21 protein-coding genes and 1 pseudogene are annotated in these 25,647 nt (G+C 58.6%); 11 read left to right on the forward strand and 11 right to left on the reverse strand.

Annotated features, from left to right (window positions below; translation table 11 throughout):
- Positions 1-161: 161 nt before the first annotated feature.
- Positions 162-1,646, reverse strand: a complete 1,485-nt coding sequence (gene putP, locus ITX55_RS16370) for a sodium/proline symporter PutP (RefSeq protein ID WP_033643494.1) — start codon at positions 1,644-1,646, stop codon at positions 162-164.
- A 571-nt stretch (positions 1,647-2,217) separates the two neighbouring features.
- Here putP and putA point away from each other — a divergent pair.
- Positions 2,218-6,189: a trifunctional transcriptional regulator/proline dehydrogenase/L-glutamate gamma-semialdehyde dehydrogenase gene (putA, locus tag ITX55_RS16375; protein ID WP_046896608.1), complete on the forward strand. Its 3,972-nt coding sequence runs from the start codon at positions 2,218-2,220 to the stop codon at positions 6,187-6,189.
- Between the two features lie 312 nt (positions 6,190-6,501).
- Here putA and tcyN read toward each other — a convergent pair whose 3' ends face one another.
- The 7 genes from tcyN to ITX55_RS16410 form a co-directional block, all read right to left on the reverse strand.
- Positions 6,502-7,254 (reverse strand): L-cystine ABC transporter ATP-binding protein TcyN, encoded by a 753-nt coding sequence (tcyN, locus tag ITX55_RS16380; RefSeq protein WP_033643496.1) that lies wholly within the window; start codon positions 7,252-7,254, stop codon positions 6,502-6,504.
- 3 nt (positions 7,255-7,257) lie between these two features.
- Entirely contained in the window at positions 7,258-7,920 is a 663-nt protein-coding gene (gene tcyL, locus ITX55_RS16385; RefSeq protein WP_033643498.1) for a cystine ABC transporter permease, read from the reverse strand.
- Positions 7,920-8,720 (reverse strand): cystine ABC transporter substrate-binding protein, encoded by an 801-nt coding sequence (gene tcyJ, locus ITX55_RS16390; RefSeq protein WP_033650878.1) that lies wholly within the window; start codon positions 8,718-8,720, stop codon positions 7,920-7,922. Before tcyJ ends, tcyL begins: the two co-directional genes overlap by 1 nt.
- Before the next feature lie 115 nt (positions 8,721-8,835).
- Positions 8,836-9,828: a D-cysteine desulfhydrase gene (locus ITX55_RS16395; protein ID WP_033643500.1), complete on the reverse strand. Its 993-nt coding sequence runs from the start codon at positions 9,826-9,828 to the stop codon at positions 8,836-8,838.
- A 124-nt stretch (positions 9,829-9,952) separates the two neighbouring features.
- Entirely contained in the window at positions 9,953-10,462 is a 510-nt protein-coding gene (gene fliZ, locus ITX55_RS16400; protein ID WP_033643501.1) for a flagella biosynthesis regulatory protein FliZ, read from the reverse strand.
- 56 nt (positions 10,463-10,518) lie between these two features.
- Complete coding sequence (locus tag ITX55_RS16405; RefSeq protein ID WP_004934752.1) at positions 10,519-11,241, reverse strand: RNA polymerase sigma factor FliA; 723 nt, start codon at positions 11,239-11,241, stop codon at positions 10,519-10,521.
- A gap of 182 nt (positions 11,242-11,423) precedes the next feature.
- Positions 11,424-12,491, reverse strand: a complete 1,068-nt coding sequence (locus ITX55_RS16410; RefSeq protein ID WP_042784804.1) for a flagellin FliC — start codon at positions 12,489-12,491, stop codon at positions 11,424-11,426.
- A 281-nt stretch (positions 12,492-12,772) separates the two neighbouring features.
- On the opposite strand from ITX55_RS16410, the gene fliD reads away from it, so the two are divergent.
- From fliD to ITX55_RS16435, 5 genes are all read left to right on the forward strand, one after another.
- On the forward strand, positions 12,773-14,173 hold the full coding sequence (gene fliD / locus ITX55_RS16415) for a flagellar filament capping protein FliD (protein WP_042784806.1): 1,401 nt from the start codon (positions 12,773-12,775) through the stop codon (positions 14,171-14,173).
- A 26-nt stretch (positions 14,174-14,199) separates the two neighbouring features.
- Positions 14,200-14,610 (forward strand): flagellar export chaperone FliS, encoded by a 411-nt coding sequence (fliS, locus tag ITX55_RS16420; protein ID WP_004934758.1) that lies wholly within the window; start codon positions 14,200-14,202, stop codon positions 14,608-14,610.
- Positions 14,610-14,978 carry a flagella biosynthesis regulatory protein FliT gene (gene fliT / locus ITX55_RS16425; protein WP_033643504.1) on the forward strand — a complete coding sequence of 123 codons (369 nt, stop codon included), beginning with the start codon at positions 14,610-14,612 and terminating at the stop codon, positions 14,976-14,978. Before fliS ends, fliT begins: the two co-directional genes overlap by 1 nt.
- A 308-nt stretch (positions 14,979-15,286) precedes the next feature.
- On the forward strand, positions 15,287-16,117 hold the full coding sequence (locus tag ITX55_RS16430) for a helix-turn-helix transcriptional regulator (RefSeq protein WP_033650875.1): 831 nt from the start codon (positions 15,287-15,289) through the stop codon (positions 16,115-16,117).
- A 717-nt stretch (positions 16,118-16,834) separates the two neighbouring features.
- A complete protein-coding gene (locus ITX55_RS16435; protein ID WP_042784808.1) occupies positions 16,835-18,124 on the forward strand; it encodes a hypothetical protein in 1,290 nt (429 codons plus the stop codon).
- A gap of 45 nt (positions 18,125-18,169) precedes the next feature.
- Here the strand turns inward: ITX55_RS16435 and ITX55_RS16440 are convergent.
- Positions 18,170-19,092, reverse strand: a pseudogene (locus tag ITX55_RS16440) (LysR substrate-binding domain-containing protein).
- A gap of 129 nt (positions 19,093-19,221) precedes the next feature.
- Here ITX55_RS16440 and ITX55_RS16445 point away from each other — a divergent pair.
- The gene (locus tag ITX55_RS16445) at positions 19,222-19,821 is read left to right on the forward strand and encodes an FMN-dependent NADH-azoreductase (protein ID WP_042784811.1); all 600 of its coding nucleotides are present in this window, start codon (positions 19,222-19,224) and stop codon (positions 19,819-19,821) included.
- A 168-nt stretch (positions 19,822-19,989) separates the two neighbouring features.
- On the opposite strand, the gene ITX55_RS16450 is transcribed toward ITX55_RS16445, so the two are convergent.
- Together ITX55_RS16450 and fliE are read right to left on the reverse strand one after the other, a co-directional pair.
- Entirely contained in the window at positions 19,990-20,190 is a 201-nt protein-coding gene (locus tag ITX55_RS16450) for a hypothetical protein (protein ID WP_042784812.1), read from the reverse strand.
- 79 nt (positions 20,191-20,269) lie between these two features.
- Entirely contained in the window at positions 20,270-20,584 is a 315-nt protein-coding gene (fliE, locus tag ITX55_RS16455; RefSeq protein ID WP_033643509.1) for a flagellar hook-basal body complex protein FliE, read from the reverse strand.
- 315 nt (positions 20,585-20,899) lie between these two features.
- Here fliE and fliF point away from each other — a divergent pair, with 315 nt between their 5' ends.
- From fliF to fliI, 4 genes are read left to right on the forward strand one after another with little or no spacing between them, the layout of a single operon-like run.
- Entirely contained in the window at positions 20,900-22,594 is a 1,695-nt protein-coding gene (gene fliF, locus ITX55_RS16460) for a flagellar basal-body MS-ring/collar protein FliF (RefSeq protein WP_033650870.1), read from the forward strand.
- Positions 22,591-23,583 carry a flagellar motor switch protein FliG gene (fliG, locus tag ITX55_RS16465; protein WP_004934775.1) on the forward strand — a complete coding sequence of 331 codons (993 nt, stop codon included), beginning with the start codon at positions 22,591-22,593 and terminating at the stop codon, positions 23,581-23,583. The genes fliF and fliG overlap by 4 nt, the downstream gene beginning before the upstream one ends.
- Positions 23,576-24,280, forward strand: coding sequence for a flagellar assembly protein FliH (gene fliH, locus ITX55_RS16470; protein WP_033643511.1), 705 nt, complete (start codon positions 23,576-23,578; stop codon positions 24,278-24,280). Before fliG ends, fliH begins: the two co-directional genes overlap by 8 nt.
- Positions 24,280-25,641 carry a flagellar protein export ATPase FliI gene (fliI, locus tag ITX55_RS16475; RefSeq protein ID WP_004934781.1) on the forward strand — a complete coding sequence of 454 codons (1,362 nt, stop codon included), beginning with the start codon at positions 24,280-24,282 and terminating at the stop codon, positions 25,639-25,641. The genes fliH and fliI overlap by 1 nt, the downstream gene beginning before the upstream one ends.
- The last annotated feature ends 6 nt before the right edge of the window (positions 25,642-25,647 follow it).

The raw sequence follows: 25,647 nt of genomic DNA on the forward strand, positions 1-25,647 counted from the left end.
ACAACGAGAGTGATTATCATTCTGCCAAAAAGAAATACAAGAGGCGCAAGCGTGATTTTTTCTAATCAAATGTCGCCAGGTGTTACAGCTTAATGACAGTGGCGAACAGGCAAAAAGAAGGGGCGCTCTGAGCGCCCCTTGCTGACTGACAGTGAACGGCGTTATACCGTTTTGTACTCGGCTTCCGCCTGATCGAAACGTTCGGTCATGGTGGAAGACGGCTGGCGGCCCATCAGGCTCACCACCACAATGGCCAGACAGCCCAGGATGAAGCCCGGGATGATTTCGTACAGGCCCAGCCATTCGTACTGTTTCCAGACGATCACCGTCACCGCGCCGACCAACATGCCGGCCAGCGCGCCGTTGCGGGTCATGCGCGACCACATCACCGAGATCAGCACTACCGGGCCGAAGGCGGCGCCGAAACCGGCCCAGGCGTAGCTCACCAGGCCCAGCACACGGTTCTCCGGGTTGGCCGCCAGCGCGATGGCGACCAACGCCACCACCAGCACCATGACGCGGCCAACCCACACCAGTTCACGCTGGCTGGCGCCTTTGCGCAGGAACGCTTTGTACAGGTCTTCGGTGATTGCGCTGGAACAGACCAGCAGCTGGCAGCTCAGGGTACTCATAACCGCCGCCAAAATCGCCGACAGCAGCACGCCCGCCACCCATGGGTTGAACAGCAGCATCGCCAGTTCGATGAACACGCGCTCGCCGTTTTGCGACACGTTGCCGGCCTGATCCGGGTTATTGGCAAAGTAAGCGATACCGAAGAAACCGACGGCGATGGTGCCGGCCAGGCACAGGATCATCCAGGTCATGCTGATGCGGCGCGCGCTGCGGATGGTGCGGTGAGAATCCGCCGCCATGAAACGCGCCAGGATATGCGGCTGGCCGAAGTAGCCCAGGCCCCAACCCAGCAGCGACAGGATGGCGACGAAGTTCAGCCCCTTCAGCATGTCGAGGTTGGCCGGGTTCTGCGCCTGGATCACCAGCATCGAGGTATCGATGCCGCCGACGGCGAAGATCACGATCACCGGGGTCAGGATCAGCGCGAAAATCATCAGGCTGGCCTGCACGGTGTCGGTCCAGCTGACCGCCAGGAAACCGCCGATGAAGGTATACAGGATGGTCGCCGCGGCGCCGGCCCACAGGGCGGTTTCGTAGCTCATGCCGAAGGTGCTTTCGAACAGACGCGCGCCGGCCACGATGCCGGAGGCGCAGTAAATGGTGAAGAACACCAGGATGACGATGGCCGAGATCACCCGCAGCAGCTTGCTGTTGTCTTCAAAACGGCTGGTGAAATAATCCGGCAGCGTCAGGGCATTGTTGTTGGCTTCGGTATGCACGCGCAGCCTTCCTGCCACCAGCTTCCAGTTCAGGTAAGCGCCGATGGTCAGGCCGATGGCGATCCAGCTTTCGGAGATGCCGGAGAGGAAGATGGCGCCCGGCAGGCCCATCAGCAGCCAGCCGCTCATGTCGGAAGCGCCGGCGGACAGCGCGGTCACCACGCTGCCCAGACTACGGCCGCCGAGAATATAGTCATCAAAGTTATTGGTTGCCCGGTAGGCAAGCAGGCCGATCAGCACCATCCCGAAAATGTATACCAGGAAGGTCACCAGCATAGGTGTGCTCATTGTCATTTAATTCTCCACTTTCATTATTATTCGCGTTTCGCTCCGGCCAAGCCGGCGCCGGTAAACCCACGCGCAATGCATTTCACTGGCTGCCGCGCCGGAACGTGGCGCAGCCTGCGAGCAAGTGCAGGTAAAATAGTTTCTGCCCGTAATTGTTGACCGTCGGTTATCCTAGATGAGCCTTTCATCAACCAACAAGATATTTAACAACAAAGTTACACAAAGTTTACCCTGCGTCACATTTACCGGGCTCAAAGGTTGCACTCACGACAAGCAAAATGAGTTGCACCCTGCTATTACCCTTATATACCGCAAGGTAAAGCGCCTGCGGCATCATTAACCCCGCCGCGTTCGCTCAATAACGCAACATTCGTGCCAACTGCCCGTGTTAAAAAATCGATGAAACTCACACTTCGCTCATCCGCCTGATTTAACAAGGTTGCACAAAGTTGCAACATGCAGGATATTGTCTGCATTCTTGACACCACACATCTCACGAACCTATCCCAACAGGCTTTCCGGCCTGCTGTTTGTCTAGCCTGATGGGATAGGTTCTAAACACAGGAGTTGGACAGGCATGGGCACTACCACAATGGGCGTGAAACTCGACGAGGCAACACGCGACCGGATCAAGAGCGCCGCGCAGCGCATCGATCGCACGCCGCACTGGCTCATCAAGCAGGCCATCTTTAATTACCTCGAGCGTCTCGAGAGCGGTACCGATATTCCTGAAATTCCAGCGCTGGCCGCAGCGGGCCAGCCTGAAGCGGACGACATTATGCCGCAAGCGCAGGAAGAGTCACACCAGCCATTCCTCGATTTCGCCGAACAAATTCTGCCGCAGTCGGTGACCCGCGCCGCCATCACCGCCGCGTATCGCCGCCCGGAGACCGAAGCAGTGCCGATGTTGCTCGAACAGGCGCGATTACCCGCCGATCTTGCACAGGCCACTCACAAAATGGCCTATGGCATCGCCGAGAAGTTGCGTAACCAAAAAAGTGCAAACGGCCGCGCCGGCATGGTGCAAGGCCTGCTGCAAGAGTTCTCCCTCTCCTCGCAGGAAGGCGTGGCGCTGATGTGCCTCGCGGAAGCGCTGCTGCGCATTCCGGACAAACCGACCCGCGATGCCCTGATCCGCGACAAGATCAGCAACGGCAACTGGCACTCGCACCTGGGGCGCAGCCCGTCGCTGTTCGTCAACGCCGCCACCTGGGGCCTGCTGTTCACCGGCAAGCTGGTGTCGACCCATAACGAAGCCAATCTGTCCCGCTCGCTGAACCGCATTATCAGCAAGAGCGGCGAGCCGCTGATCCGCAAAGGCGTGGACATGGCGATGCGCCTGATGGGCGAACAGTTCGTGACCGGCGAAACCATCGCCGAGGCGCTGGCCAACGCGCGCAAGCTGGAAGAAAAAGGCTTCCGCTACTCCTACGACATGCTGGGGGAAGCCGCCCTGACCGAAGCCGACGCCCAGGCCTACCTGGTTTCCTATCAACAGGCTATCCACGCCATCGGCAAAGCCTCCAACGGCCGCGGCATCTATGAAGGCCCCGGCATCTCCATCAAGCTGTCCGCCCTGCACCCGCGCTACAGCCGCGCGCAGTACGAACGCGTGATGGAAGAGCTTTACCCGCGCCTGCTGTCGCTGACCCTGCAGGCACGCCAGTACGATATCGGCATCAATATCGACGCCGAAGAGGCCGACCGTCTGGAGATCTCGCTCGATCTGCTCGAGAAGCTGTGCTTCGAACCGCAGTTGGCCGGCTGGAACGGTATCGGCTTCGTGATTCAGGCCTACCAGAAACGTTGTCCGTTCGCCATCGACGCAGTGATCGACATGGCGCAACGCAGCCGCCGTCGCCTGATGATACGTCTGGTGAAAGGCGCCTACTGGGACAGCGAAATCAAACGCGCCCAGATGGACGGCCTGGAAGGCTACCCGGTATACACCCGCAAGGTGTACACCGACGTTTCCTATCTGGCCTGCGCCCGCAAGCTGCTGTCGGTGCCGAACCTTATCTATCCGCAGTTCGCGACCCACAACGCCCATACGCTGAGCGCCATTTATCACCTGGCCGGCAACAACTACTACCCTGGCCAGTATGAATTCCAGTGCCTGCACGGCATGGGTGAACCGCTCTACGAACAGGTGGTGGGCAAAGTGGCCGACGGCAAACTGAACCGCCCTTGCCGCATCTACGCGCCGGTCGGCACCCATGAAACGCTGCTGGCTTACCTGGTGCGCCGCCTGCTGGAAAACGGCGCCAATACCTCGTTCGTCAACCGCATCGCCGACGCCACCCTGCCACTCGACGAGCTGGTGGCCGATCCGGTCAGCGCCGTGGAAGCGCTGGCGGCCAGCGAAGGTCAAATTGGCCTGCCGCATCCGCGCATCCCGCTGCCGCGCGAGCTGTACGGCGAGAAGCGCACCAACTCCAGCGGTCTGGATCTGTCCAACGAACAGCGTCTGGCTTCGCTGTCCAGCGCCCTGCTCACCAGCGCCAGCCATCCATGGCGCGCGGAACCGATCATCGACGCCGAGTTGGATCAGGGCGTCGAACAGCCGGTGATCAACCCGGCCGAGCCGGGCGATGTGGTCGGCTACGTGCGTGAAGCCACCGAAGGCGAAGTCAGCCGCGCGCTCGACGCCGCCGCGGCCGCCGGCCCAATCTGGTTCGCCACACCGCCGACGGAGCGCGCCGCGATCCTCGAACGCGCCGCCGAGCTGATGGAAAGCCAGCTGCAAAGCCTGCTGGGCATTCTGGTGCGCGAAGCGGGTAAAACCTTCAACAACGCCATCGCCGAAGTGCGTGAAGCGGTCGATTTCTTGCACTACTACGCCGGCCAGGTGCGCGACGATTTCGCCAACGACAGCCACCGCCCGCTGGGCCCGGTGGTCTGTATCAGCCCGTGGAACTTCCCGCTGGCGATCTTCACCGGCCAAATCGCCGCCGCGCTGGCGGCGGGCAACAGCGTGTTGGCCAAACCGGCTGAGCAAACGCCGCTGGTGGCCGCGCAGGCGGTGCGTATCCTGCTGGAAGCCGGCATTCCGCAAGGCGTGCTGCAGCTGCTGCCGGGCCAGGGTGAAACTGTCGGCTCAACGCTGGTTAACGACGCCCGCGTCCGCGGCGTGATGTTTACCGGCTCCACCGACGTCGCCGGCATTCTGCAGCGCAGCATCGCCGGCCGTCTGGATCCGCAAGGCCGTCCGACGCCGCTGATCGCCGAAACCGGCGGCCTGAACGCCATGATCGTCGACTCCTCCGCCCTGACCGAACAGGTGGTGACCGACGTGGTGGCCTCCGCCTTCGACAGTGCCGGGCAGCGTTGCTCCGCGCTGCGTATCCTGTGCATTCAGGAAGACGTGGCCGAGCACACGCTGCAAATGCTGCGCGGCGCGATGGCCGAATGCCGCATGGGCAACCCGGAACGCCTGTCTACCGACGTGGGCCCGGTGATCGACGCCGAAGCCAAAACCGGCATCGAACGCCACATCCAGGCAATGCGCGCCAAAGGCCGCAAGGTGTACCAGGCCGCCAAAGGCAGCGCGCAGGATGAGAAAGAGTGGGCGCGCGGCACCTTCATCAAGCCGACGCTGATCGAGCTCGACAGCTTCGACGAGCTGCAGAAAGAGATCTTCGGCCCGGTGCTGCACGTGGTGCGCTTCCAGCGCAACAATCTGGACGCGCTGGTCGATCAGATCAACGCCGCCGGTTATGGCCTGACGCTGGGCATTCACACCCGTATCGATGAAACCATCGCCCGGGTGACCGAACGCGCCAAGGTCGGCAACCTGTACGTCAACCGCAACATGGTCGGCGCAGTGGTCGGCGTACAGCCGTTCGGCGGCGAAGGCCTGTCGGGCACCGGCCCGAAAGCCGGCGGCCCGCTGTACCTGTACCGTCTGCTGGCCAACCGTCCGGACGACGCGCTGCAACGTACGCTGCACCGCCAGGACGAAGAGCGCCCGATGGAAGCCACCGCGCGGCCGCAGCTGCTGGGCGCGCTGCAATCGCTGGAGAAGTGGGCTGTCACCAGCCAACAAGGCGAACTGGCGGCATTGGCGCAACGTTATGCGGAACTGGGCCAGGGCGGCACCGTACGTCCGCTGCCTGGCCCGACCGGCGAGCGCAACACCTATGCCCTGCTGCCGCGTGAACGCGTGCTGTGCCTGGCGGATAACGAAACCGACGCGCTGATCCAGCTGGCCGCCGTGCTGGCGGTTGGCAGCTGCGCGCTGTGGCCGGAAGCGGAACTGCAACGCAATCTGTTCCGCCGCTTGCCGAACGATGTGCAGGCGCGCATCGCCTTCAGCAAAGACTGGCAGCAGGACAAGGTCGAGTTCGACGCCGCCATCTACCACGGCGATGCCGACCAGCTGCGCACCCTGTGCGAGCAGATCGCCCAGCGCGGCGGCGCCATCGTCTCGGTGCAGGGCTTCGCCCACGGTGAAACCAACATCCTGTTGGAACGCCTGCTGATCGAACGTTCCCTGAGCGTCAACACCGCCGCCGCCGGCGGTAACGCCAGCCTGATGACCATCGGTTAACGCATCCTCAAGGCTGCACGCGTTGCAGCCTGATGGGCTTACCGCTACGCAAACCCTGCACTCGTGCAGGGTTTTTTATTGTCCGCAGGCCGATCGGCCGTTAGCGTCTTGTTATCCTTACAGGGTGGGGCGTCGCTCATGGACGATGGATTACTCTGCTTGAAAGCCGCGTCAGAGCGCTACGAAACGCATTGGCTTTCGGGTTCGGTAATATCCGGGATACAGCAGCCGCAGCGGATTTCTCGCCGCCGCCGCGCGAAACGAATGGTTGAAAGCGGAGTGAATGCGGTCGGGGGAAACGCCCCCGCCGCCTTATTGATTCCGGAACTTGTCGAGGAATTGCTGGGTGCGCTGATGCTGCGGATTGGCGAACAGCGCTTTCGCCGGGCCCTGTTCGACGATGCGGCCGTGATCCATAAAGATAACCCGATCGGCCACGTCGCGAGCGAAGCTCATCTCATGGGTGACGATCACCATGGTGCGTTTCTCTTCCGCCAGTGAGCGCATGGTATTGAGCACTTCCCCCACCAGCTCGGGATCGAGCGCCGACGTCGGCTCGTCGAACAAAATCACCTCCGGCTGCATCGCCAGCGCGCGCGCGATAGCCACCCGCTGCTGCTGCCCGCCGGACAGCCGACGCGGATAAGCCGCCTCTTTGCCGCTCAGGCCCACTTTGGCCAGCAACGCGCGAGCACGCTGTTCGGCACTGGCTTTCGCCTCGCCTTTAACGATAACCGGCCCTTCAATGATGTTTTCCAGCACCGAACGGTGCGGAAACAGGTTGAAGTTCTGGAACACGAAACCGACCTGCTGACGCAGCGCGCGCACCTGATTTTTCTGTTTGCTCAGCGGCTTGCTGCCGTCGATCCGGATATCGCCGACGCGGATGGTGCCGGAATCCGGCTCCTCCAGCAGGTTGATGCAGCGCAACAAGGTGGTTTTCCCGGAACCGCTCGGCCCGATGATCGCCACCACTTCGCCGGCGTCAACCGCCAGATCGATCCCATGCAGCACCGTCTGACCCTTGAACTGCTTGGTCAATTGCTTAACTTCAATGGCACTCATGCGCTACTCCTGATCCTGGCGATTAACGTGGGCTTCCAGACGGTTTTGCAGTGCGGAAAGCAGGGTCGCCATCACCCAGTAAATCAGCGATGCCGCCAGGTACATGGTGAACACTTCCAGCGTGCGCGAGGTGATGAGCTGCGCCTGGCGGAACAGTTCCGGCACCTGAATGGTGGCGGCCAGCGAAGTGTCTTTCACCAGGCCGATAAAACTGTTGCCCAGCGGCGGCAAGGCGGTGCGCGCCGCCTGCGGCAAGATCACCCGGCGCAGGGTTTGCCAACGGGTCATGCCGATGCTGGCGGCGGCTTCCCACTGCCCTTTATCGATCGACGAAATCGCCGCGCGCAGCGTTTCTGAGGTGTAAGCGGCGGTATTGAGCGACAGGCCAATCAGCGCCGCCGGGAAGGGATCGAATTCAACGCCGAACTGCGGCAGACCGTAATAGATCATAAACAGCTGGGCGATCAACGGCGTGCCGCGGAACAGCGATACGTAAATGCGCGACAGCCACGACAGCGGCCAAAGCGGCGAAAGGCGCATCAGCGCCAGCAGAAAACCAAGCAACAGACCGAACGCCATACCGCCCAGGCTAAGCTGCAGCGTCAGTATTGCGCCCTTCAATAAAAATGGCGCTGAATCCAGCGCCAGTTGAATACTTTCGTGCATTATTTAGTTACGTCCGCGCCAAACCATTTTTCGGAGATCTTCGCCAGCGTGCCGTCTTTTTGCATCTCGGCGATCGCCTGGTCAATCGCGGCCAGCAGCTCTGGGTTATTCTTGCGCAGCGCCACGCCGGACTCCTGGCGGGAGAATGCCGGGCCGGCCACCGCCAGCGTATCGCCGGTTTTCTTCACCAGATCCAGCGCCGCCAGACGGTCCACCAGAATGGCGTTGATACGGCCGACGCGCAGATCCTGATACTTGGTCGGATCATCGTCGTAAGTGCGCACGTCTACACCTTGCACGTTCGCACGCAGCCATTGCTCATAGTTGGTGCCCAGGCCAACGCCGACCTTCTTGCCCTTCAGGTCTTCCGGCTTGGTGATCGTGCCTTCGTTGCCCTTTTTCACCAGCGCCTGAATGCCGGAAACGGTGTAAGGGGTGGAGAAGTCATATTTCTTCTTGCGCTCATCGGAGATTGTCACCTGGTTGATCACCACGTCGATGCGTTTTGACTCCAGCGACGCCAGCATGCCGTCCCACTTGGTCGGGTTCAGCTTGGCTTTCACGCCCAGATGTTGCGCCAGCGCGTTGGCGAAATCCACTTCGAAACCGGTCAATTTGCCGTCTTCACCCTGGAAGCTGAACGGCGGATAGGTGCCTTCCAGCCCAACGATCAGCGTGCCGCGCTGTTTCACCTGCTGCAGCAGGTTATCGGCGGCGTAGGTTTGCGTCGTCACACCGGCGGCCAACGCAATACCCACCACGCCCAACAACCATTGACGACGAACTTTCGCAAACATCATAAACACCCCTGTGTGTTATTTATCTTTTTTGATATCAGCACTTTAACAGTGCGACCGCCCGCATAAAGGAATATAACTTTATAAATATAGTTCAAAATGGAATAACAAGCGGCATTTACACCTGCGGATGGTAGGCGAACAGCGCCGGCGCACCGCCGGTGTGAACGAACAGGATGGGCCCTTCGTCGCGGAAACGCCGCTGGGCGATGCCGTCGATCAAACCGGCCATCGCTTTGCCGGTATATACCGGATCCAGCAATACCCCCTCTTGCTGCGCCAGCAGCTGCACCGCCGCCATGCCTTCTTCATTCGGCATGCCGTACTGCGGCGCGAAGTAATCGTCCCACAGCGCGATCGGCGCCAGTTCGTCGATATTCAGCGAACAGGCCAGGGCTTTCTGGATTTGTTCCACCTTCGGCAACTGATCGATCACGGTGCGCGAGACCGTCACGCCGATCAACTCGGTTTCGGGCAGCAGCTGTTGCAGCCCCACCGCCAGCCCGGCGTGTGTGCCTGCGCTGCCGGACGCCACCACCACCGAACTGAACGCCACGTTGCTGCGTTGGCTCTGTTCGGCGATTTCCAATGCGCACTGCACGTATCCCAGCGCGCCCAGCGCATTGGAGCCGCCCACCGGCACCACGTAAGGCCGGAAGCCCTGCGCCTCGAGGCGCGTCGCCAGCTCCGCCAGCTGCTGCTGCGGATCGTGCAGCGCTTCGCACATCACCACTTCGGCGTTGAACAAGCCGAGCAACAGGCGGTTGCCGTTGGTCAGGTAGTTTTCCGCGCGGGTATCGATAGGGTTTTCCAGCAGCGCGACACAGTGCAGGCCCAGTTTCGCCGCCACCGCCGCCGTCTGGCGCACGTGATTGGATTGAATGGCGCCGGCGGTAACCAGCGTATCGGCGCCTTGCCTCAGCGCATCGGCAGCCAGAAACTCAAGCTTTCTCAGCTTGTTGCCGCCCAGGGCCATAGGGGTGACATCGTCACGTTTAAGGTAGATTTCACGGCCGAGATAATCGGAGAGACGGGACAGTTTTTCCAGCGGCGTGGCGACGCCAACCAGATCCAGACGCGGAAATTGCGCCAGTTGTTGTTGCAGGTTCACTACTTCCCCCCAGGGAATCGAGTATCAACATCTGATAACCGATAGATTTAGCAGATGTGAACTGAATAATCATCCTTTATCACGGGGGGATCCGCAGACCCCGGCCCAGCGGCCGGGGAAAATCTCAGTAGCTGCGCTGCCAGGCGAGATACTGATCGTATTTGCGCAGCGCAATGCGGTAGTTGTTGTGCGCTGCGGTAGGCAGATCGTCGATAATGCGCTGATGGCTGGCGCAGTTGGCGAACTTGTCCGCCGGGTAATTACGCGCCACCAGCATTTCGTCCAGCCGGCGCAGCCGCACCACGTACTCGCGAATGGTGCTGTGGCTCATCTCGGTCTGTTCGAACAGATACTGCTTGAACGCCATGATGTCGAAATAGCTCGGGTGGCTGTTGCAGGAAATCTCGCTGCAAAAGCGGCACAGTGCGGTCAGCTCATGCTGCACGTTTTGCCAGACCGCATCGTCGATCGGCTGATCCATGCGCGCGATGGCTTCTTTATTGATTATCTTGCCGCGAAACACCAGCGCCATGCGGTCCAACAATTTACCGCACTGGGAGCAATGGGTCTGGCTGTGCTTGTAATCTTTCAGGTAACGGCTAAGCGGCCGTTTCTTCAACAGTATTCCTGGCATAAGGGGCAGTCCGATTGTCGCATGAGTCATCGAGTTGAGGGGGCGGCAGCCCGCCGTCAGGTATCGTTCGCCAGCCGCGCACGCAGCCGTTTGATCGCCTGACTGTGCAGTTGACTGACGCGGGATTCCCCGACGTCCAGCACGGCGCCGATCTCTTTGAGATTCAACTCTTCCTGGTAATACAGCGTCAGCACCATTTTTTCGCGCTCCGGCAACGCCTCGATGGCGTCGATCACTCGCTGGCGCAGGCTGCCTTCCAACAGGTGATGCAGCGGGTTGGCCTCTTCATGCCCTTCCAGCATCGGTTCCGCGTTTTCGCCATGCTCCTCGCGCCATTCGTCGTAAGAGAAAAGCTGGCTGTTATTGGTGTCCAACAGAATTTGACGGTACTCATCCAGCGAGATATTCAGCGTCTGCGCCACTTCCGTCTCGCTCGCCGGCCGGCCATAACGCTGTTCCAGTTGCCGCATCACCTGCGCGACCTCGCGCGCGTGGCGCCGCACGCTGCGCGGCACCCAGTCGCGGCTGCGCAGCTCGTCGAGCATCGCGCCGCGAATGCGCTGCACCGCATAGGTGGTAAAGGCGGTTCCCTGTAGGGCGTCATAACGCTCAACGGCGTTCAATAACCCGATTCCCCCGGCCTGCAGCAAGTCGTCAAGCTCCACGCTGGCGGGCAACCTGACCTGCAGGCGCAGCGCCTCGTGGCGCACTAATGGGACGTAGCGCAGCCAGAGAGAATTTTTGTCCATCACGCCTTCGGCGGTATACAGATCGCTCACTATGTCTTAAACCTGCGGATAAGAGAGTCAGCGCTATTATGCGTAGGGGGCGAAATGCCAATCGGCTGAACAGTCGCACAAAACGGGCTTTATTTGCGCCATGTAATAACCGCGCGGTGCGCGAGCATAAAAAAACCCCGCCGAAGCGGGGTTTCTTTGCGACAGTTAATCGGGAGAGACGATTAACGCAGCAGGGACAGAACGTTCTGAGTTGACTGGTTAGCCTGTGCCAGAACAGAGGTGCCAGCCTGTTGCAGGATATTGGCACGGCTCATGTTGGACACTTCGGTCGCGTAGTCAGCATCCTGAATACGGGACTGAGAAGCGGACAGGTTGTTCACGGTGCTGTTCAGGTTGTTGATAACAGAATCGAAACGGTTCTGTACCGCACCCAGGGAAGAACGCAGGCCGTCAACCTGTGCCAGCGCTTTGTCCAGGGTAGCCAGTGGATCTTTAACGTCAGTAACGTCAGTACCCTTGGTTACAACGCCTTTGTCGTCGATTTTCGCAGTGGCGTAGGTTTTTGCGCCAGTCGCTGCATCAGTAGTCTGAATGTAGTAACCTTCTTTACCGTCTTTGTCTTTACCGGAAACCAGAGTCGCTTTCTCTAAAGCGCCACCAGCTTTGGAAGATTCAGCCAGGTCGAAAGCAACATCTTTACCGGTGTCATCTTTAACCATGGCTTTATCGGCAACTGCAGAGCCAATTTTGGTGCCTTTTTCAGTTACATCGAAACCAGTCAGACCCAGTTTGCCAGAATCGATCTTCTGCAGGTCGATATCGATGGTTTCACCGTCGTTAGCGCCAACCTGAATGGTCAGTTTCTGATCGCTGCTCAGCACTTTCACGCCGTTGAAGTCAGTCTGCTCGGAGATACGGTTGATTTCCGACATGCGCTGAGTGATTTCGTCCTGGATGGATTTCAGGTCGCTGGTGGAGTTAGAACCGTTCTGCGCCTGTACGGTCAGACGACGGATGTTCTGCAGGTTGTCGTTAACTTCGTTCAGTGCGCCTTCAGTGGTCTGCGCCAGAGAGATACCGTCGTTGGCGTTACGGGAAGCCTGAGTCAGGCCTTTGATGTTAGCGGTGAAACGGTTGGAGATCGCCTGACCCGCAGCATCGTCTTTCGCGCTGTTGATACGCAGACCGGAAGACAGACGCTCAATCGCAGTGCCCAGAGAAGACTGAGATTTGTTCAGGTTGTTCTGCGCCATCAGAGACAGGCTGTTAGTGTTGATTACTTGTGCCATTGTTTGCTTTCCTTACGAGTCAGTTGCGTTCTTCGCAACACAGTTAAAAGGTTCGGGCTTGTTTGCCCACGGCGTCAACCACCGTCCCCTCAGGTATCGGCCCTCCCCTAACAACCTTTAGAATTTTTTTAATTTTTTTTGCGTCCGCCGCAATGGCGGAAATAACGCGGTTTTTCCCTCTTCTATTGCGCCATCGGTTTTTTGTTTTTTTCGGTAAACTTTTTCATCACTGGGCCGATAACGCGTAAAGCGAATAAAGTCATAATCAAGGAGAATTACCCATGGCAACGATCAGTTCATTAGGTCTCGGCTCAGGACTCGACCTCAATGGCCTGCTGGACAAGCTGACCAAAGCGGAACAACAGCGCCTGACCCCTTACACCACCAAACAATCCAGCTATAAAGCCCAGTTGACCGGTTACGGCACGCTGAAGGGCGCGTTGGAAAAATTCGACAACCTCAGCAAAGAGATGGCGAAAGAGGACTTCTTCAAGGCCACCACCGCCACCGAACACGACGCCTTCAAGATCACCACCAACGCCAAGGCGGTGCCGGGCAACTATGTGGTGGAAGTGAAGAACCTGGCGCAGGCGCAAACCCTGACCACTCAGGCGAAAGTCAGCGACCAGGGCGCCAAGTTAGGCACCGAAGGCGCCACCGACCGTTCCCTGACCATCACCGCCGGCAACCCGCCGAAAGCCACCAAAATCCCGCTGAGCGACGATCAAACCTCGCTGGTTGAGATGCGCGACGCCATCAACGGCGCCAAGGCCGGCGTCACCGCCAGCATCATGCGCGTCGGCGACAACGACTACCAGCTGGCGATCAGCTCTTCCACCACCGGCGAAAACAACAAGATCTCCCTCCAGGTCGACAATGACGACAAACTGGGCGATATCCTGAACTACAACGCCACCCGCGGCACCACCACCGCCATGAAGCAGACGGTCGCGCCGCAGGACGCGGAGCTGATGGTGAACGGCACGGCCATCAAACGCAGCACCAACTCGATCAGCGATGCCCTGCAGGGCGTCACCATCGATCTGAAAACCAAAACCAAAACCGATGAACCGCAACACCTGGTGATCAGCACCAACACCGCCGGCACCACCGACAAGATCAAAGAGTGGGTCGACAGCTATAACTCGCTGCTGGACACCTTCAACTCGCTGTCCAAGTTCACCCCGGTGAAAACCGGCGAAGCGCCAAACCCAACCAACGGCCCGCTGCTGGGCGACAACACCCTGCGCGGCATTCAGTCGTCGATCAAAAGCGCGCTGAGCGCCGCCCAGGACAACCCGGAGTTGAAAGGCCTGGGCAACCTCGGCATTTCCACCAACACCAAAACCGGCAAGTTGGAAATCGACAGCGCCAAGCTGAAGAAAGCGATGGATGAGAAGCCGGATCAGGTCAGCAACTTCTTCGTCGGTAACGGCAAAGACACCGGCATGGCCACCGAGATCCACAACGAGATCCAGAACTACATCAAATCCGGCGGCATCATCGAGAACTCGACCAAAAGCATCAACACTAACCTCGATCGCCTGAACAGCCAGATCACCACGGTCACGGCCAGCATTCAAAACACCATCGATCGTTATAAACAACAGTTCGTTCAGCTGGATACCATGATGTCGAAAATGAACGGCACCAGTAACTATTTGGCTCAACAGTTCAAGTAACCCTTTAACAAGGCAAAGAAAACAGCATGTATAACCGTAGCGGCACTCAGGCCTATGCACAGGTCAGTCTGGAAAGCGGCGCCATGAGCGCCAGCCCGCACCAGTTAATCGTGATGTTGTTCGACGGGGCGCTCAGCGCCCTGCTTCGCGCACGCATCCTGATGAACCAGGGCGATATCGCCGGCAAAGGCATGGCGCTCTCCAAAGCCATCAACATCATCGACAACGGCCTGAAAAGCGGCCTCGATCCTCAGCAGGGCGGCGAGATCGCCGAAAACCTGGCGGCGTTATACGACTATATGAAGCGTCGCCTGATGCAGGCCAATCTGCACAACGACGAAGCGGCGATTGCCGAGGTGGTCAAACTGCTGGAAAACATCGCCGACGCCTGGCGCCAGATCGGCCCCAACTACCAACCTTCGCAGGACGCCGTGTAATGGAACGTCAACAGCAGCTGTTAGCCGCTTATCAACAAATTTACACCCTGAGCAGCCAGATGATCGCGCTGGCGCAAACCGGGCGCTGGGAAGAGCTCGTCGAGCTTGAATTCGCCTACGTGACGGCGGTGGAAAAAACCGCCGCCTTTACCGGGCAAGCCGGCCCGTCCATGGCGTTGCAGGAGATGTTGCGCAATAAGCTGCAACAGATCCTCGACAACGAAACCGAGCTCAAACGTCTGTTGCAGCAACGGATGGATGAGCTGAAAACGCTTATTGAACAGTCAACGCGCCAAAACGTGGTCAACAACACCTACGGCCAGTTTCATGACCGCGCGCTGCTGCTGGGAGAGCCACAGGTCCGATAAGATCGACAATACTGACGAAAATGGATTAAATAGCACTATGCGCTATTACCCTCGGGTTACGTTAGGATATTAATCTATGGCATTTGAATTATTCAGTTTATGGGTAATTGGTAAAATGCGCACTTCGAGCCTGGCTCTCACTTTAATGGATAAACATCATCCCGACACGGACGTTTTCTGTTCATCAGGAAATTGATTTTTGATAGATAAAACTCGCCGCTGTGTTTCACGGCCCATGGAAAAATGTTGCTCCAGCGCGGATCAAAGCGTAAAGATATTCCCAGATAATGGCTGCGAAATGAATATCGATGGAACGTACAATTAATCTCTGTCCTGGAATTGGCGCCTCAGCGCACATCATTCAGTATACTGAATTATTATTCCCTTCAGTCTATTTTGAGCAACCACATCTGTATCTGATACAACAAGGCCATAAGCGCGTACGCTGGCAACAACACGAAGTGGTCGCTCATCCCGGCGAGCTGTTGATTATCGACGGCGGGCAAACGGTGGACATTATTAACGGCCCGTCCGAAGACGGCGTATTCAGTTGCCAACTGCTGACCTGCGATCCCCTGTTGCTCACCGTCCAACCTCCGGCCGAGGAAACGCCGGCGGCGATGCCGTTCGATGCCGTCCTGGCGCTGCGCAATCTGCCCTGCGCCCTAAAGCACAGTTTTGAAACCACCGGCCTGGCGCTGACGCTGCGGCAACGCTTTCCCACCATCATCGTGCGGCACAAAATGCTGGAAATTCTGCTGTGGCTGGCCCAATTCGGCATTCGCTTTATTCACAACGAAGCCAAGGATCTGACGCAGCGGGTGCGTCGCTGCCTGGCGACCGATCCGCACAGCATTTGGACGGCGGCCAAAGTCGCGGAGAGCCTGTCGATGAGTGAAGTGATGTTGCGCCGCAAACTGTCGATGGAAAACACCGCGTTGCGCAACCTGATGATCGACGTCCGGATGAGCAGCGCGCTGGCCCTGCTGCAATCGACCGACTGGCCGATTTCCGCCATCGCGCAGCATGTGGGTTATGAAAGCGCGTCGCGTTTCGCCGAACGTTTTCGCAAACGCTTCGGTTTCGCGCCTACCGCCATTCGCGGCCACCAAAGGATTATGGAACCGGCCATCGAATAGACTTATGGGGCCGGTTAATCAATTATTGTCTCACCCAGATCAACCAGGAGAGGCAGGGGGGAACGGGAGAGTCTGTATAATTCCTTCTCACCGATAAATTCCCCCTCAGCGTCCCGACAGCGACGCGGGCACCTTTCCAGGATGTTCGGTTCCGCCGGAGCCTACTTATTGATGCCCCCAAACCACTGCTCAATTTACCATCACATTATTAAGGAATTTCTTATTTTAACGAGCCCCTAAAATGCGCCTGCTATACTGCCACTTCATACAAATGGGCAACATAAAAGCGAACCTAAAATGCGACGAAAAAGCACCTTCATCGAAAAATTAAAGTCTGTGGCAGAAACATTGATTCTCACAACATGCCTTATGTGGCTTCTTTATGAATCATTACAATGGTCACTTGCTCTTGGCGAACTTTAATTAGAAAATCTAATCAATCACTCATCAGTACTCTTTCTGCGCTCACATCATCAGAACACGCCTCCCTATTTCATGGTCTTTCTGGCGAGCCCCATCGGCCAAAATCATTAGCGAACCTATCCAATCATTCGCAGACTACTTAACATACTCTATAACCCTATGAATATGTTGTTATTAATGATGGATTTTTCCAGCCTGGTGAAGTAAGATATCGCGCGCCTCCCTGCTTTTTATAACTAATTAAATCTTAAGCCAGGTGATGGTACACAGGATAAGTAATTTAGGGAATATAATGTGAACATATTAAGTTTTGTTTGGCTGGCTCTTGCTTTCGCCACTTTTTTCCTACACCACAGAACTATTTTTGCCCTGCTGATACTGGCTTCAATATTTCAATCAAGCGCTATTATCAATACAGGGAATAATAGCCTGCCTGTATTTTATTTCATTGAACTAGTGTTGATTATAAGGTTTATTTTCACCTCCAAGGACAGTGAGTCCGTGTTGAACATCAAGCACAGGGTCTTTATTCAATCCTTGGCGTTGATTATACTATTTTGGTTCACTACTTATGCCTTCACCCATCTATTTGAGGGAATGAGAGTCTACTCCTCTGCTTATAGCTTTGAAGCTAACTATGCAAATAAAGGCTTCTCGCTTATATGGGGGAACAACAATGTTAAACAACTGGCGCTGATTACTCTAAACCTATTGACGTTGTATGTTATTTATGTAAAACGCCATGAAATAACGGCAGAGTATGCACTAAGAGTCATCATTTTCACTACGCTGGTCTTCTCCGCTTACTGCTTAGTCTGGCTTCTGGCCAGACCGGTCGCGCATGCTATACAGGTTATAATGTATAATAGTATGCATAATGCCAATGCTATTTTCGACTCCAGACTGAGCGGCACCTTTGGTGAGCCTTCATTCGCCGGTATTTTCATCGGCGCAACGATAGTCCCTCTCTTGATGGCCAAGGGATTCCGATTGAAACTGCTCTCTATCTTAATGATGCTTTTCCTGATTAAAAATGGCTCTACATCAGGTTATTTCACCCTACTTACATCACTGTGTGGCACATTCATTTTCAGCCCGCGTTTCAATCTGGTAAAGAAAGTTCTATTTTCAATTTCACTCATCATTGTTTCAAAGCTCACTTTTATTTTATTCCTGGATAAAATAACAGCGTATGCAGATAAAAAAGCGCAAACGGTCTCTAACCTCGTCCGTTCTGCCTCCAACTACAATGCTCTTGAAATTATGTACAATACATTTGGGCTGGGAGCTGGCATCGGCAGCGTGCGAATCTCATCTCTCGCGCTTTCTCTCATTGCTAACTTTGGGGTAATAGGGTCGTTCCTATTAGTCGGTTTTATCATATCCAAGATTATTCGCTCCCAAAGAAACATTATCGGCAGCGAGGCCCATTCAGTGCTTAAATTCATGCTTTTCTCGGCATTTTTAGGCTCTTGTGCTGCCAACCCCGACTACTCTTGCGGGTTCATCTGGGTGCTCATATTCTGTTGTTTATTAACGGGGAAAACACAGCCTGCGGCGCTGAGTTCGCCGCACAGCAAGTAAATCCAACGTCCGCCTGTCGTTAATGTTTGCCGATACATGCAAATTTCAGGTTATCGCGGTTCGCGTCAGCCTGATCGGCAGCTCAGCCACCAGTTTGTCCACCGCCAGCCGCACCTTGAGCGGCTGGTAAGGCATATAGGGCCACACCACGTTGACCGGGAAACTAAGGTTGGACTCACCGCGCATGATCTCCACCAACGTCCCCGCCATCAGCCGCTCGCGCACCAGCCACTCCGGCAGCCAGGCAATGCCGGCGCGGCGCCGGCGGATATCGCATCGACGATCCCCTGCATATCATCCATCATCATCTTGGCCGGGGGGCTGAACGATTGCAGCTCACCGTTTTCGCCACGCAGCTGCCACGGCAGCACGGCGCCGGCGTGCAGATACCCCACCGCCTGATGCCGGCTTAACGCTTCCACCGTGCTCGGCTCGCCGCAGCGCCGCACGTAGTCGGGCGACGCGCACAGGAGCATGCCGTGTTCGCCCAAACGTCGGGCAACCAAACTGCCGCTGTCCGCCAGTTCGCCGATGCGCACCGCCAGATCGAATCCCTCATCGACGAGATCGATCCTGCGGTCGCTGAATGAGATTTCCAGCGTCAGTAACGGATGCTCATTCGCCAGCGCCGTCAACAAGGGCGCAATGCACAGGTGGCCGAACAGCACCGGCACCGAGACTCTGAGCCGGCCGCTGACCTGCATCTTGCCGCTGTCGAGCTGATTTTCCGCCGCCTGAACGTTCGCCAATGCCTGTCGACAGTGTTCATAGTACAGCGCGCCTTCGTCCGTCAGGCTCAGGCTGCGCGTCGTGCGCATAAACAGCATCACGCCCAGCCGCGCCTCCAGACGCGACACAATTTTGCTGACCGCAGAACGCGTCAGATGCAGTTTCTCTGCGGCGGCGGCGAAACTGCCGCCTTCCGCTACGGCAACAAAGGCCGGCAGCGCACTCAGATCGCTTTTCATCTTAATGTTGCCAATATGGAATCAATTAGGTGAAAACCTATCACCACTGGTGAACATTAAGCAATGATAATCTGCAGTCATTCCGGAGTCCCCGGTGAAAACCACAGATTACCGTCAGAGGACAGCAGCATGAAAAAAATACTGGCTCTCAAATCCAGCATTATGGGAAATGACTCGCAGACCAATAACCTGATTGACCGCTATCTGGCGGCGCGCAAAGCGAAAGGATACAACGATCGGATCGTCGAACACGATCTGACGGCGCTGGATCTGCCGGTGTTGGACGGCGAGCTGTTCAGCGCGCTGCGTGGTGCGGAAAATGTCAGCCCGCGCGCCAAAGCCACGGTGGCGCTCTCCGATCAACTGATTGCCGAACTGAAAGAGAGCGACCTGTTGCTGATCGGGGCGCCGATGTACAACCTCAACGTGCCGACTCAGCTGAAAAACTGGTTCGATCTGGTGGCCCGCGCCCGGATGACCTTCAACTATACCGCCACCTACCCGGTGGGGCTGGTGGAAGGCGTCAATGCGGTGGTCTTCAGTTCACGCGGCGGCATGCACGCCGGGCATCCGACCGACGCCGTAACGCCCTACCTGCGCTCAGTGCTGGGGCTGATGGGGATCGGCGACGTGCAATTCATCTATGCCGAAGGGCTGGACATGAAACCGCACGGCCGCGACCAGGGGCTGGCAAGCGCCCACCAGCGCATCGTGGCGTTAGCGGGCTGAGGCAAACGCACGGCAGCATTGATTTGTTATAACATAACAAATATGATGTTCGCGTTGACGCACCTCGAACGTGCGTCGGCGCTCCTACATCACATAAATGTTTTATCGCACCTTCAGCCAGCTATTTCGATAGCTGGCTTTTTTTGTCCATCGACTGGCGTCACGGCTTCAGTATTGCCGGGCGGCGCGTTTCAATTCACGCTCGCCGGGCGACTGTGTCTTCACCGACAGCGGCGCGACAAACGCCTTCCACTCTTTGCCGGCATCCTGATGAGGCGCCATTTTTTGCGCCGATGAATAATCATCATTCTGGCCGGCGCATCCAGACAACGCCATCATGGCCAGAGCAAGGCACAGCAATTTACACATTATCCTATCCCTCCTATAACCATCGCCATAGGCTAACAGCGCCGAGCCAAATTTCACTGAAAAATGGACGGTACGTTCATCACACCGGCATATTCATGATGTCCTGGTAGGCCGCCACCAGCTTGTTGCGCACCTGGACGCCCAGTTGCAAAGACACCGACGATTTCTGCAGATCGACCATCACATCATTCAGGCTGATGCCCGGCACGCCCAGCTCAAAGTCCTGCGCCTGTTTGCGCGCCGTCTGCTGGGTGTCGCTGATCTTGCCGAGCGCCGCGGTCAGTTCGCTGGCGAAGCTGACGCCCTGCGGCGCCGCATTTTGCCCCATCTTGCCGGCCTGAACCGCCATGGTCTGCATCTGCTGCAGTACCCCTTCAATGCCCTGAATCGCCATCTGGTCCTCAATCCTCTCGTCTCGCCGGGTGACGTTTTCACCCTGTACTTCTCCAATGATGCACACCCTAGCACAGCGTTTTCGGACCTAAAGCGGTTAATTAACTGCAAAAAACCCGGCTTATCGGGCAATCGGAATTGTCTGATAAGGCGAATAATGGCCTGCCCAGAAATGGGAGCGCCGCTATTTAGAAGATATGTGTATCAGGGAGTCTGTTTTGTCACACAACGCTAACCATACCGTTCATCAGCCTGGCAGGGAGCTGCTCAGCGGCCCGTACGGGATCGTGAGCGCCATTGAAGGACGAGACCTAAAATGAGTGCTTCGATAACCGCCGGCGAAAGCCGCGACAACGGCCTGCAGGCCATCTGGAACCGTCTGCGCGCCAACCCGAAAATTCCGTTGCTGGTCGCCGCTTCCGCCGCGATCGCGATCGTCGTCGCACTGCTGTTGTGGGTGAAAAGCCCCGACTACCGCGTGCTGTACAGCAATCTGAACGACCGCGACGGTGGCGCCATCGTCACCCAGCTGACGCAGATGAATATTCCTTATCGCTTCGCCGAGAATGGCGCAGCGCTGCTGATCCCGGCGGAAAAGGTGCATGAAACCCGTTTGCGCCTCGCGCAGCAGGGGCTGCCGAAAGGCGGCGCCGTCGGCTTCGAACTGTTGGATCAGGAAAAATTCGGCATCAGCCAGTTCAGCGAGCAGATTAACTATCAGCGCGCCCTCGAGGGCGAGCTGTCGCGCACTATCGAGTCGCTGGGGCCGGTGCAAAACGCCCGCGTTCACCTGGCGCTGCCTAAACCTTCGCTGTTCGTGCGCGAACAAAAATCCCCTTCCGCCTCGGTAACGCTGACCCTGCAACCCGGCCGTGCGCTGGACGACGGCCAGATCAACGCCATCGTTTATATGGTGTCGAGCAGCGTCGCCGGTCTGCCGCCGGGCAACGTGACCGTGGTCGATCAGGCCGGCCGCCTGCTGACCCAGTCCGACGGCACCGGGCGCGATCTCAATGCTTCGCAGCTGAAATACGCCAACGAAGTCGAAAACGGCTTCCAGCGCCGCATCGAAGCGATCCTCGCCCCGGTGGTCGGCAGCGCCAACGTGCGTGCGCAGGTCACGGCGCAGATCGACTTCGCCACGCGCGAACAAACCGATGAACAGTACCAACCTAACCAACAGCCGGATAAAGCCGCCATCCGCTCACAGCAAACCAGCCTGAGCGAGCAGATCGGCGGGCCGCAGGTCGGCGGTGTGCCGGGCGCACTGTCCAACCAACCGAGCGCTCCGCCTACGGCGCCGATTGAAACCGCCAAGCCGGCGGCGGGCAATAACGCCAACGCCACCGCGCAAAACGCCGCGACCACCCGCAGCGCGGCGGCCAGCGGCGTGCCGCAAAATACCCGTCGCGACGCGACCACCAACTACGAGCTCGATCGCACTATCCGCCATACCCAGCAAAAAGCCGGCACCGTGCAGCGTCTGTCGGTCGCCGTGGTGGTCAACTACCTCGGCGCGGATAAAGACGGCAAACCGCAGCCGATGAGCAAAGAACAGCTGGCGCAGATCGAAGCGCTGGTGCGTGAAGCGATGGGCTACTCCAGTAGCCGTGGCGATACCCTGAACGTGGTCAACACGCCGTTTACCGACGCTCAGGTGACCGGTGGCGAACTGCCGTTCTGGCAAAGCCAGTCGTTTATCGATCGCCTGATCGACGCGGGCCGCTATCTGCTGGTGCTGCTGGTTGCCTGGCTGCTGTGGCGCAAACTGGTGCGGCCGCAGCTGCAACAGCGCCAGGCGGCGCAACAGGCCGCCATCGCCGCCGCCAACGCGCCTGCCGCCAAAGCGGTCGATAGCAGCAAACCGAGCAACGAGGAGCTGGCGCAGCGTCGTAAATCGCAGCAGCGCGTCAGCGCAGAAGTCCAGAGCCAGCGGATCCGCGATCTGGCTGACAAAGACCCGCGCGTGGTCGCTCTGGTAATCCGCCAATGGATGAGTAACGAGATATGAGCCTGACCGGAACCGACAAAAGCGCCATCTTGCTGATGACGCTGGGTGAAGATCGCGCGGCGGAGGTGTTCAAGCACCTCTCCTCGCGCGAAGTACAGCTGCTGAGCGGCACCATGGCCGGCATGAGCCAGGTGTCGCACAAACAGCTCGGCGAAATACTGACCGAGTTTGAAGACGACGCCGAGCAATACGCGGCGCTGAGCGTCAACGCCAGCGACTATCTGCGTTCGGTGCTGGTCAAGGCGCTGGGCGAAGAGCGCGCCGCCAGCCTGTTGGAAGACATTCTCGAATCGCGCGAGACCACCACCGGCATGGAAACGCTCAACTTTATGGAGCCGCAGAGCGCCGCCGACCTGATCCGCGACGAACACCCGCAGATCATCGCCACCATTCTGGTGCACCTCAAACGCGGCCAGGCGGCGGATATTCTGGCCCTGTTCGACGAACGCCTGCGCAACGACGTGATGCTGCGTATCGCCACCTTCGGCGGCGTGCAGCCGGCGGCGTTGGCGGAGCTGACCGAGGTGCTGAACAACCTGCTCGACGGTCAGAACCTCAAACGCAGCAAAATGGGCGGGGTGCGCACCGCCGCCGAGATCATCAACCTGATGAAAACCCAGCAGGAAGAAGCGGTCATCGACGCGATGCGCGAATACGACGGCGAGCTGGCGCAGAAGATCATCGACGAGATGTTCCTGTTCGAAAACCTGGTGGAAGTCGACGATCGCAGCATCCAGCGCCTGCTGCAAGAAGTGGAAGGCGAGTCGCTGCTGATCGCGCTGAAAGGCGCCGAACAGCCGCTGCGCGAGAAGTTCCTCAAGAACATGTCGCAACGCGCCGCCGACATCCTGCGCGACGATCTGGCCAACCGTGGCCCGGTGCGCATGTCGCAGGTGGAGAACGAGCAGAAAGCCATCCTGTTGGTGGTGAGACGCCTGGCGGAAACCGGCGAAATGATCATCGGCGGCGGCGAGGACACCTATGTCTGATCGCATTAACACCCTGCCCTGGCAGCCCTGGTCGCTCAACGATTTGGGCGAACAGAAACCGGCGTTCGAACTGCCGCCGCTGCCGGATCTCGAACACAGCGATCCGTCGCCGGACGCGCAGGCCGAATTGCAACAGCAGTTGGCGACGCTGCGGCTGCAGGCCGAGCAACAGGGCCAGCAATTGGGCTATGCCGACGGCCAGCAAAAAGGCTATGAGGCCGGCTTTCAGTCCGGTCTGGAAGAAGGCCGTCAGCAAGGGCTGCTGGAAGCGCAGCAGCAGCAACAGCCGCTGACCGCCCACTGGCAGCAGTTGGTCACCGAATTCCAGCACACGTTGGACGCGCTCGACAGCGTGATCGCTTCCCGGTTGATGCAGCTGGCGTTGACCGCCGCCAAACAGGTGCTGGGCCAGCCGCCGGTGTGCGACGGCACCGCCCTGCTCGCGCAAATCCAACAGCTGATCCAGCAGGAGCCGATGTTCAACGGCAAACCGCAGCTGCGGGTCCACCCGGACGACTACCCCCGCGTCGAGCAGCAACTGGGGGTTACCCTCAGCCTGCACGGCTGGCGCCTGCTGGCGGACGGCGAACTGCACCCGGGCGGCTGCAAGGTCAGCGCCGAAGAAGGCGATCTCGACGCCAGCCTGGCGACGCGCTGGCATGAACTGTGTCGCCTGGCGGCACCGGGAGAAGTCTGATGACCGCGCGTCTCGGCCGCTGGCTGAGCTCTCTGGATACGTTGGAAAAACGTATCGCCCGCGCGCCGACGGTGCGCCGCTACGGCCGCCTGACCCGCGCCACCGGGCTGGTGCTGGAGGCCACCGGGCTGCAGCTGCCGCTCGGGGCGACCTGCCTCATCGAACGGCACGACGCCGGTGAAGTGCAGGAAGTGGAAAGCGAAGTGGTCGGCTTCAACGGCCAGCGGCTGTTCCTGATGCCGCTGGAAGAAGTGGAAGGCATCGTGCCGGGCGCGCGGGTTTACGCCCGCATCGCGCCGGAAGGCCAAAGCGCCGGCAAGCAGTTGCCGCTCGGCCCGGCGCTGCTGGGGCGCGTGCTGGACGGCAGCGCCAAACCGCTCGACGGTCTGCCGTCGCCGGAAACCGGTTACCGCGCGCCGCTGATCACCGCGCCGTTCAACCCGTTGCAGCGCACGCCGATCGAGCAGGTGCTGGACGTGGGAGTGCGCACCATCAACGGTCTGCTGACCGTCGGTCGCGGCCAGCGCATGGGCCTGTTCGCCGGTTCCGGCGTCGGCAAGAGCGTGCTGCTCGGCATGATGGCCCGTTATACCCAGGCGGATGTGATCGTCGTTGGCCTGATCGGCGAGCGTGGCCGCGAGGTCAAAGACTTTATCGAGAACATTCTCGGCGCCGAAGGCCGGGCGCGCTCGGTGGTGATCGCCGCGCCGGCGGACGTGTCGCCGCTGCTGCGCATGCAGGGGGCGGCCTACGCCACCCGCATCGCCGAGGATTTCCGCGATCGCGGGCAGCACGTGTTGCTGATCATGGATTCCCTCACCCGCTACGCCATGGCGCAGCGTGAGATAGCCCTGGCTATCGGCGAACCGCCGGCGACCAAAGGTTATCCGCCTTCGGTCTTCGCCAAGCTGCCTGCGCTGGTGGAACGCGCAGGCAACGGCATCAGCGGCGGCGGTTCCATCACCGCCTTCTACACCGTGTTGACCGAGGGGGACGATCAGCAAGACCCGATCGCCGACTCGGCGCGCGCCATCCTCGATGGCCACGTGGTGCTGTCCCGACGCCTGGCGGAGGCCGGCCACTACCCGGCTATCGACATCGAAGCGTCAATCAGCCGCGCCATGACGTCGCTGATCGACGAGGAGCATTATCGCCGGGTTCGCACCTTCAAACAGATGCTGGCCAGCTATCAGCGCAACCGCGATCTGATCAGCGTCGGCGCCTACGCGGCCGGCAGCGATCCGTTGCTGGACAAAGCGATGACGCTGTACCCGCAGATGGAGGCGTACCTGCAACAGGGCATCTTTGAACGCAGCGGCTATGATGAAGCCTGTCAACAGCTGCAGCAGTTGATTGTTTAACGTCAC

Source organism: Serratia sp. EWG9, from assembly GCF_019913725.1.
GTDB classification, from domain to species: domain Bacteria; phylum Pseudomonadota; class Gammaproteobacteria; order Enterobacterales; family Enterobacteriaceae; genus Serratia; species Serratia ureilytica.